Origin of the sequence: Streptomyces alkaliterrae, from assembly GCF_007097205.2 — a bacterium.
GTDB lineage: Bacteria > Actinomycetota > Actinomycetes > Streptomycetales > Streptomycetaceae > Streptomyces > Streptomyces alkaliterrae.
The window spans coordinates 1-8,953 of sequence record NZ_VJYK02000229.1; the positions used below are offsets into that span (position 1 = coordinate 1).

Annotated in this window: 9 protein-coding genes; 8 read left to right on the top strand and 1 reads right to left on the bottom strand. The window is 74.6% G+C overall.

Features of this window, described 5'->3' with window-relative positions; translation table 11 throughout:
• Positions 1 to 47 precede the first annotated feature (47 nt).
• Positions 48 to 1,109 carry a S1C family serine protease gene (locus FNX44_RS19390; RefSeq protein WP_143649603.1) on the top strand — a complete coding sequence of 354 codons (1,062 nt, stop codon included), beginning with the start codon at positions 48 to 50 and terminating at the stop codon, positions 1,107 to 1,109.
• A 40-nt stretch (positions 1,110 to 1,149) separates the two neighbouring features.
• Here the strand turns inward: FNX44_RS19390 and FNX44_RS19395 are convergent, their stop codons facing one another.
• Complete coding sequence (locus FNX44_RS19395; RefSeq protein ID WP_143649605.1) at positions 1,150 to 1,362, bottom strand: hypothetical protein; 213 nt, start codon at positions 1,360 to 1,362, stop codon at positions 1,150 to 1,152.
• Positions 1,363 to 1,515: 153 nt separating this feature from the next.
• Between FNX44_RS19395 and FNX44_RS19400 the strand changes: the two genes are divergently transcribed.
• The 7 genes from FNX44_RS19400 to FNX44_RS19430 all read left to right on the top strand — a co-directional run.
• Positions 1,516 to 2,760, top strand: a complete 1,245-nt coding sequence (locus tag FNX44_RS19400; protein WP_143649607.1) for a bifunctional adenosylcobinamide kinase/adenosylcobinamide-phosphate guanylyltransferase — start codon at positions 1,516 to 1,518, stop codon at positions 2,758 to 2,760.
• 102 nt (positions 2,761 to 2,862) lie between these two features.
• Positions 2,863 to 3,963, top strand: coding sequence for a nicotinate-nucleotide--dimethylbenzimidazole phosphoribosyltransferase (gene cobT, locus FNX44_RS19405; RefSeq protein ID WP_143649608.1), 1,101 nt, complete (start codon positions 2,863 to 2,865; stop codon positions 3,961 to 3,963).
• Between the two features lie 34 nt (positions 3,964 to 3,997).
• Positions 3,998 to 4,795 carry an adenosylcobinamide-GDP ribazoletransferase gene (locus FNX44_RS19410; protein ID WP_143649610.1) on the top strand — a complete coding sequence of 266 codons (798 nt, stop codon included), beginning with the start codon at positions 3,998 to 4,000 and terminating at the stop codon, positions 4,793 to 4,795.
• A gap of 139 nt (positions 4,796 to 4,934) precedes the next feature.
• Positions 4,935 to 6,527, top strand: coding sequence for a leucyl aminopeptidase (locus FNX44_RS19415; RefSeq protein WP_143649612.1), 1,593 nt, complete (start codon positions 4,935 to 4,937; stop codon positions 6,525 to 6,527).
• Between the two features lie 106 nt (positions 6,528 to 6,633).
• Entirely contained in the window at positions 6,634 to 6,858 is a 225-nt protein-coding gene (locus tag FNX44_RS19420) for a hypothetical protein (RefSeq protein WP_143649614.1), read from the top strand.
• A gap of 320 nt (positions 6,859 to 7,178) precedes the next feature.
• Positions 7,179 to 8,567, top strand: coding sequence for a dihydrolipoyl dehydrogenase (gene lpdA / locus FNX44_RS19425; protein WP_181355020.1), 1,389 nt, complete (start codon positions 7,179 to 7,181; stop codon positions 8,565 to 8,567).
• A gap of 52 nt (positions 8,568 to 8,619) precedes the next feature.
• On the top strand, positions 8,620 to 8,953 hold a 334-nt coding region (locus tag FNX44_RS19430; RefSeq protein ID WP_323369500.1), incomplete at its 3' end, for a biotin/lipoyl-containing protein.

The following is an 8,953-nucleotide window of genomic DNA, read 5'->3' on the forward strand; positions in this document are numbered from 1 at the left end:
CTCCGCATCCCCCCTCGCGACGCCGCCCCTCCCCCGCGGGCGTCCGCATGCTCACCGCGCTGTGCGCGGCCGCCCTCGTGGCCGGGCTGTCGTCCGGCTGCTCGGGCATCGCGGGTGAGCAGGGCTCGCCGTCGGCGGTGACGCCCACCGCCGTGCCCGGGCCGGACGGCGACGGCACCCCGCCCGGGCCGACGTTCGAGGGCGAGCTGGAGCAGCGCTACCAGCAGGTCGTCCAGGACGTCCTCCCCTCGGTCGTCCAGATCACCACCGACGAGGAGCTGGGCTCCGGTGTGATCTACGACCGGGCCGGCCACATCGTCACCAACGCGCACGTGGTCAACGGGAAGCGGCGGTTCGCGGTGGAGCTGGCCACCGGCGGCCGGCCGCTGCGGGCCGAGCTCGTCTCCGCCTACGAGGAGCAGGACCTGGCGGTCATCAAGCTGACCGACCCGCCGCGACGGCTGCACCCGGCGACGTTCGGCGACTCCAGCCGGGTCGCCGTCGGCCAGATCGTGCTGGCCATGGGCAACCCGCTGGGCCTGTCCTCCAGCGTCACCCAGGGCATCGTCTCGGCCGTGGGCCGCTCGGTCACCGAGGGGCAGGGCGGCGCCACCATCGGGAACATGGTGCAGACCTCGGCGGCCATCAACCCGGGCAACAGCGGCGGCGCGCTGGTCAACCTCTCCGGGCAGGTCGTCGGCATCCCCACGCTGGCCGCCCGGGACCCGCGGCTGGGCAGCGGCCCGGCGCCCGGCATCGGCTTCGCGATCCCGGCGGCGACGGTACGGAGACTGGCCGGCCAGATGATCGAGCACGGCAGGGTCGTCGACCCGGGCAGGGCCGCGCTGGGTGTGTCGGTGCGGACCGTGCTCGGGGAGGAGTTCCGACCGGCCGGCGCCTCGGTGGTGCGGGTCGTGCCCGAAGGACCGGCCGACAGCGCCGGCATCCGACCGGGAGACCTGATCGTCCGGGTGGACGACGCCGAGGTCGACGACGTCGTCCAGCTCGCCGAGGCGCTGGCCGGGCACGAGCCGGGCGACACCGTACGGGTCGAGGTCGAGCGCGCCGGCGACCGGCGCACCTTCCGGGTGACGCTCGGCGAGGCATGAGCCCGCGCGTCACCCGGCGGCGGTCGCTTTCCGTGCGCGGTCAGGCCTGCTGCGCCTCGTGCAGGCTCATCGGTCCGTAGATCTCCGAGTCGTCCTCGAAGAGCCGGACCTGGTCGACCCCGCCCTCCAGCAGCTCCTGCCACACCTCGCCGACCCAGGACTCCGCGTCTCCCTGGGTGGTGAACTCCTCCGGCTCCACGGCCGGGTCGGTCTCCGTACCGTCGGACTTCTCGAACCGCCACGTCCACGCCATCTGACGCCTCCTGAAGATCACCGGCAGTGTTCTGCGCAGCGTACTCGCCGCGTGGGCCGCGCGGGACCGGTCCGGGGGATCAGCCCGCTGCCGCCGTCCCCCGTCGGGCACCCTCCCCGCGACGGCCGCCGCGAGACGCGAGACGATCGACGCGTGGAACTGACTCTGCTCGGCACCGGCGCGGTGGCCGGCCTCCCCCGCCCCGGCTGCCCGTGCGCGACCTGCGCGCTGGCCACCGGTGCCGACGCCCGCGCGGCGACGGCCGTCCTGGTCGACGGCACGCTGCTGATCGACCTCACGCCCGGGGTCGCGCTCGCCGCCGCCCGGGCGGGCCACTCCCTCCAGGGCGTCGCCCAGGTGCTGCTCTCCCACCCGCAGGACGGTCCGCCGCTGGAGCTGCCGGACGGGCTGCCGGTGCCGATCCGGGTACCGGACGGCCAGGAACTCTCGCTGCTCTCCGGCCACCGGGTCCGCGCGCTGGCGCTGGACTCGCCCGGCACCGGCTACGACGTCACGAGCCCGGACGGCCGCCGACTGCTCTACCTGCCTCCCGCCGGCGCCCCCGCCGGGCTGCCCGCGGCCGACGACCCGCACCGGCCCTTCGGCGCCGACCCCGGCCGCCCGGGCGGCGGCTACGACGTGGTGCTGCTCGACGTGGTGGGCCGCCCGGACGCGCTGGCCAGACTGCGCGCGGCCGGCACGGTCGGCGCGACCACCGACGTCGTCGCCGTCCACCTGGACCACGACGCGCCGACCGGCGCCGAACTCCGGCGGCGGCTGGCCGCTCAGGGCGCGCGCGTCGAGGCCGACGGCGCCACCCTCGTCGCCGGGGACCTGCACAACGTGCCCGACATCCCCCGGCGGACTCTGATCCTCGGCGGCGCCCGCTCGGGCAAGTCGGCGGAGGCCGAGCGGCGGCTGGCCGCCTTCCCCGAGGTGCTGTACGTGGCGACCGCCGGCCGCCGCGAGGGGGACGACGAGTGGGACGCCCGGATACGGCTGCACCGGGACCGCCGCCCCTCCGGCTGGCAGACGGCGGAGACCTGCGACCTGCTGCCGCTGCTCGCCGACGCCGACGGCCCGCCGCTGCTGGTGGACTGCCTGGCTCTGTGGCTGACCGACGCGATGGACACCGTGGACGCCTGGTCCGACGACGCCTGGCTGGGCGGCGGCCGGCGGGAGCTGGAGCGGCGGGTCCGGGAGCTGGTGGCGGCGGTGCGTGCCAGCGCCCGCACGCTGGTCGCGGTGAGCAACGAGGTCGGCTCGGGGGTCGTCCCGGCCACCGCCGCGGGCCGTCGCTTCCGCGACGAACTGGGCCGGCTGAACGCCGCCTTCGCCGCCGAGTGCGAGGAAGTCCTCCTGGTGGTGGCCGGCCTCCCCGTCCCGTTGCGAGGCTGACACCGCCTCCCCGGCTTTCGCCGGCACCCGGCGGCGACCATGGGCGCACGGCCCTCGGCGGTGAGGGGCCTTCCCTCGCCGACAGCCCGGTAACCTCCCCGTATGAGTGATGACCGGTTGGACCTGGACGACTTCGGCGACCTCATCGAGCGCTCCGACGGCGACGTCCGTCGGGCCGCCGAGGAGCGCCGGGCCCGCCTCGGACCGCCGGCCGGTGCGCTGGGCCGACTGGACGAGTTGGCCGAGTGGCTGACCGCCGCCCAGGGCGCGGTCCCGGTGCGTCCGATCGAAGCGCCCAGGCTGGTGGTGTTCGCCGGCGACCACGGGGTGGCGGAGCTGGACGTCTCGGCCCGTCCGGCCGGTTCGGCGACGGCGCTTGCCCGCTCCTTCCTCGCCGGTGAGAGCCCGGGGGCGGTGCTGGCCCGCCAGGCGGGCGTGCCGACCCGGCTGGTCGACATGGCGCTGGACTGCGACCCGGACGAGCTGCCGACGGCCGTGAGCGCGCACCGGGTGCGCCGCTCCAGCGGGCGCGCGGACGTCACCGACGCGCTCACCAGGGAGGAGGCCGAGGCGGCGCTGCGGGCCGGTATCACCATCGCCGACCAGGAGGCCGACTCCGGTACCGACCTGGTGGTGCTCGGCGACCTCAGCGTCGGCGGCACCACCGCCGCCGGCATCCTCATCGCCGCGCTGTGCGGCACGGACGCGTCCGTGGTGACCGGTCGCGGCGGGGGCGGCATCGACGATCTGGCCTGGATGCGCAAGTGCGCGGCGATCCGCGACGGGCTGCGCCGCGCCCGGCCGGTCACCGGCGACCCGGTGAGCCTGCTGGCCGCCGTCGGCGGCGCCGACCTGGCGGCGATGACGGGCTTCCTGCTGCAGTGCGCCGCGCGGCGCACCCCGGTGATCCTGGACGGTGTCGTCTCGGCCGCCTGCGCGCTGGTCGCGCAGCGCGCCGCCTTCCGCGCCCCGGACTGGTGGCTGGCCGGCCAGGCGTCCGGCGAGCCGGGCCAGGCGAAGGCGCTGGACCGACTCGGCCTGGACCCGCTGCTGAGCCACGGGGTCGCCGTCGGCGAAGGCTGCGGGGCGCTGCTGGCGCTGCCCCTGGTGCGCGGCGCGGCTGCGCTGGCCGCCGAACTCCCCGAGCAGAAGGCGGAGTTCACCGGCACCGCAGCGCGGCACGACCTCCTCGACGCCACCTGACCGGCCCCACTCCCCCGCCCCCGCGAGGTCTCCCGTGTCGGACGACAGCCGTCCCCTCACCGTCACCGACGGTCCGCGCTTCGCGTTCGGCACGCTCACCGTGCTGCCCGTCACCGTGCGCCGCTGGGACCGGCGGGCCGCCCGCGGCGGCATGTGCTGGGCGCCGGCGGTGGGTCTGGTGCTCGGGCTGTTCGGCGCGGCGGTCGCCGGTGTCCTGCTTCTGCTCGGCTCCGGGTCGCTGATCGCCGCGGTGGCGACGGTGGCCGTGTGGGCCGCGCTGTCCAGGGCGCTGCATCTGGACGGGCTCGCGGACGTCGCCGACGGGCTGGGCAGCGGCCGGCCCGCCGAGGGCGCGCTCGCGGTGATGAAGCGCTCGGACATCGGCCCGTTCGGCGTGCTGACCCTCCTGTTGGTGCTGCTCGCCCAGGTGGCCGCGCTCGCGGAGCTGTACGCGGAGTCCTGGGCGCTCGGCGCGTTCGCGGCGGCGCTCGGCGCGGTGACCGCGCGGACCGCGCTCACGCTGACCGCGCGGCACGGAGTGCCTGCCGCCAGGCCGGACGGGCTGGGCGCCGTGGTCGCCGAGGTGGTGCCCGCTCCCGCCGCGTGGGGCGCGGCGGGGGCGGTGACGGTGCTCGCCGGCCTCGCGGCGTGGCCGCTGTTCGGCGGTGGGCACGCGCTGCTCGCGGCGGCCGCCGTCCTGGCCGGACTGGCCTGCGCCCAGGGGCTGTTGCGCCACTGCCTGCGCCGCCTCGGCGGGGTCACCGGGGACGTGTTCGGCGCGGTGTGTGAAGTGGCGGCGACCGCCGCGCTGTTGATCCTGACCTTCGGTTGAGCGCACGCTGGGGTCGGCGCGTCGCGACGCGTACCGCCTTCGGCGGGCGCGGGCTTCGCGCCCTCGCGCCTCGACGACCGGAAGTCGAGGCGTAGGCTCGCCCCACCACCACCCACCAGAGAACAGGATCGCAGAGACCGTGACTGCACTGACCCTCAGTACTTCGTCCGCCGCGACGTTGCGCGCGGACGCCGTCGTCGTCGGCGTCGCCCAGGGGGCGGACGGGGCCACGAGCCCGCTGCTCGCCGCCGGGGCCGAGGCTGTGAACGAGTCCTTCGGCGGCCGACTGGCCGCCGTGCTGGAGACGCTCGGGGCGACCGGCCGCGAGGGTGAGGTCACCAAGGTGCCCTCGGCCGACGGCATGAAGGCCCCGCTGGTGCTCGCGGTGGGCCTGGGCCAGGGCCCGGACAAGGACGAGACGTACGGCACGGAGACGCTGCGCCGCGCGGCCGGCGCCGCCGCCCGCGCCCTGACCGGCAGCAAGAAGGCCGCGTTCGCGCTGCCGGTCGAGGGCGACGTCGAGGCCCTGGCCGCCGTCTGCGAGGGCGCGCTGCTGGGCGCCTACGCCTTCGACACCTACCGCGGGGACGGCGACGGCGACGCCAAGGGCGGCGCCAAGGGCTCGGCCAAGGCCGCCGGCAAGGCGAAGAACGGCAAGGCGGACGAGCGCCGGCGCCCGCTGGCCGAGGTGGCCGTGCTCGGCGCGAAGCCCCGCGACAAGGCCCACAAGGCCGTCGTCGCGCGCGCCGAGGTGCTCGCCACCGAGGTGGCCCGCGCCCGCGACCTGATCAACACCCCGCCGAACGACCTGCACCCGGTGGAGTTCGCCGACCAGGCCCGTGCCGCCGCCAAGGAGCACGGCCTGAAGTTCGAGGTGCTGGACGAGAAGGCGCTCGCCAAGGGCGGCTACGGCGGCATCGTCGGCGTCGGCCAGGGTTCGCAGAACCCGCCGCGGCTGGTCCGCCTCGCCCACACGCACCCCAAGGCGGAGAAGACGATCGCGCTGATCGGCAAGGGCATCACCTACGACTCGGGCGGCATCTCGCTCAAGCCGGCCGGTCACAACGAGACGATGAAGTGCGACATGAGCGGCGCCGCCGCGGTGTTCGCCGCCGTGGTGTCCGCCGCCCGGCTCGGCCTGCGGGTGAACGTGACGGGCTGGCTGGCGCTCGCCGAGAACATGCCGTCCGGCTCCGCCATCCGCCCCGGCGACGTGCTCACCATGTACAGCGGCAAGACCGTCGAGGTGCTGAACACCGACGCGGAGGGCCGCCTGGTCATGGCGGACGCGCTGACCCGGGCGGGCGAGGAGTCCCCCGACGCGATCGTGGACGTCGCCACCCTCACCGGCGCGATGGTGCTGGCACTGGGTGACCGCACCTTCGGCGTGCTGGGCAACGACGACGCGTTCCGCACCGAGGTGCACGAGACCGCCGAGGAGGTCGGCGAGCAGTCCTGGCCGATGCCGATGCCCACCGAACTGCGCAAGGGCATGGAGTCCCCGGTGGCGGACATGACCAACGTGGGCGCGCGGCCCGGCGGCGGTCTTTCGGCCGGTCTGTTCCTCCAGGAGTTCGTGCCCGAGGGCACGCCGTGGGTGCACCTGGACATCGCCGGTCCGGCGTTCAACGAGTCGGGGCCGTTCGGCTACACCCCCAAGGGCGGCACCGGCGTCGCCGTGCGCACTCTGGTGCGGCTGGCCGAGCGCACCGCCGACGGCGAGCTGGGCTGACGCCCGTCCCCGCCGGTCCCGGCCGGCGGGGGCCGTCCCTCCGTGGCGCTCGGAGCGCGACGGAGGGACACTGGTGCTCTCCCGCAGGGTGAGAGAGGGGGCCGCGATGCCCACCACGCACGACGGTCACCGCCGCACCCGGCCGCTGGGCATGGACCTGTTCACCCTGGTGGTCGTGGGCGTGGTGGTCTTCACGGTGACGAGCATGATCGGCGGCCTGCCCGGCTACGCGCCGGCGGTGATCACCGGGGCGGTGCTGCTGGTGGTGTGGGGCGTGCTCGCGTACCGGGGCACGCATCCTCCGCACCACGGCGACCGTCGGGCGCACTGACCGGGGCGCTCCCAGCGCGCGTGTTCGCTTCCAGCGATCCGGGCTCGGTACGCTCACGGCACGGCACGGCACCGGCCTGGTCGGCACGGGGTCTGAGCGGTGTGACCAGGGTGCCCGGCCCGCGACCCGGCGCCCGTGCGGTGTCCCGGTTCGGTCCCGGAGCCCGGCCCGCCGTCCCGTCCGGCGCCGACAGATGCGAAGATGTTGTACCGGCAGGACAGGGGCCCGCTCAACCAAGGGCCGAGCAAGAAGCGGCCGCACATACAGCCGCCCGGTCACAGTCGACCGGCTCCGGCGCACCCATGCATGGAGGACGTGACGTGGCGAACGACGCCAGCACCGTTTTCGACCTAGTGATCCTCGGCGGCGGTAGCGGCGGTTATGCCGCTGCCCTGCGCGCTTCTCAGCTGGGCCTGGACGTCGCCCTGATCGAGAAGAACAAGGTGGGCGGCACCTGTCTGCACCAGGGATGCATTCCCACCAAGGCCCTGCTGCACGCCGGTGAGATCGCCGACCAGGCGCGGGAGAGCGCCGAGTTCGGCGTGAAGGCCACTTTCGAGGGCATCGACATGGCGGGCGTGCACAAGTACAAGGACGGCGTCGTCGCCGGCCTGTACAAGGGCCTCCAGGGCCTGATCGCCTCCCGCAAGATCACCTACGTGGAGGGCGAGGGCCGGCTGTCCTCCCCGACCTCGGTGGACGTGAACGGCCAGCGCTACGAGGGCCGCCACGTGCTGCTGGCCACGGGTTCGGTGCCGCGCTCGCTGCCCGGTCTGGAGATCGACGGCAACCGGATCATCTCCTCGGACCACGCCCTGGTCCTGGACCGGGTGCCGCAGTCCGCGATCATCCTGGGCGGCGGTGTGATCGGCGTCGAGTTCGCCTCGGCGTGGAAGTCCTTCGGCTCCGAGGTGACCATCGTCGAGGGCCTGCCGCACCTGGTGCCGGCCGAGGACGAGAACAGCTCCAAGCTGCTGGAGCGCGCCTTCCGCAAGCGCGGCATCAAGTTCTCTCTGGGCTCCTTCTTCGAGAAGGCCGAGTACACCGAGAACGGCGTCAAGGTCTCCCTCGCCAACGGCAAGGAGTACGAGGCCGAGGTGCTGCTGGTCGCCATCGGCCGCGGCCCGGTCTCGCAGGGCCTGGGCTACGAGGAGGCCGGGGTCGCGATGGACCGCGGCTTTGTCCTCGTCGACGAGTACTGCCGCACGAACGTGCCGACCATCTCCGCCGTCGGCGACCTCATCCCCACCCTCCAGCTTGCGCACGTCGGCTTCGCCGAGGGCATCCTGGTCGCGGAGCGGCTGGCCGGCCTCAAGCCGGTGCCGGTCGACTACGACGGCGTACCGCGCGTGACCTACTGCAACCCGGAGGTCGCCTCCGTCGGCATCACCGAGGCCAAGGCGAAGGAGGTGTACGGCGCCGACAAGGTCGTGACGCTCAAGTACAACCTCGCCGGCAACGGCAAGAGCAAGATCCTCAAGACCGCGGGCGAGATCAAGCTCGTCCAGGTCAGGGACGGCGCGGTCGTCGGCGTCCACATGGTCGGCGACCGGATGGGTGAGCAGGTCGGCGAGGCCCAGCTCATCTACAACTGGGAGGCCCTGCCCGCCGAGGTCGCCCAGCTCCTGCACGCCCACCCGACCCAGAACGAAGCCCTCGGCGAGGCCCACCTGGCGCTGGCCGGGAAGCCGCTGCACTCTCACGACTGACGTACGTCGGGCGCGACACCATCCGCACATTTGTTAAGGAGCAACCGAAACCATGGCGGTTTCCGTAACCCTGCCGGCGCTCGGCGAGAGCGTCACCGAGGGCACCGTCACCCGTTGGCTGAAGGCCGAGGGTGAACGTGTCGAGGCCGACGAGCCGTTGCTGGAGGTCTCGACCGACAAGGTCGACACCGAGATCCCGGCCCCGGCCTCCGGTGTACTGGCGTCCATCAAGGTCGCCGAGGACGAGACCATCGAGGTCGGCGCAGAGCTGGCCGTGATCGACGACGGCTCGGGCGCCCCGGCGGCCGAGTCCGCGCCGGCCGCCGAGCCGGCGCAGCCGCAGGCCGAGCAGGCCCCGGCGCAGCAGGCCCCCGCCCAGGAGGCCC

Bases quoted from the DNA above. Each gene is read 5' to 3' on its own strand.
- FNX44_RS19390 (WP_143649603.1), top strand. From the start codon at position 48: ATGCTCACCGCGCTGTGCGCGGCCGCCCTCGTGGCCGGGCTGTCGTCC.
- FNX44_RS19395 (WP_143649605.1), bottom strand. From the start codon at position 1,362: ATGGCGTGGACGTGGCGGTTCGAGAAGTCCGACGGTACGGAGACCGAC.
- cobT (WP_143649608.1), top strand. From the start codon at position 2,863: ATGAGTGATGACCGGTTGGACCTGGACGACTTCGGCGACCTCATCGAG.
- FNX44_RS19420 (WP_143649614.1), top strand. From the start codon at position 6,634: ATGCCCACCACGCACGACGGTCACCGCCGCACCCGGCCGCTGGGCATG.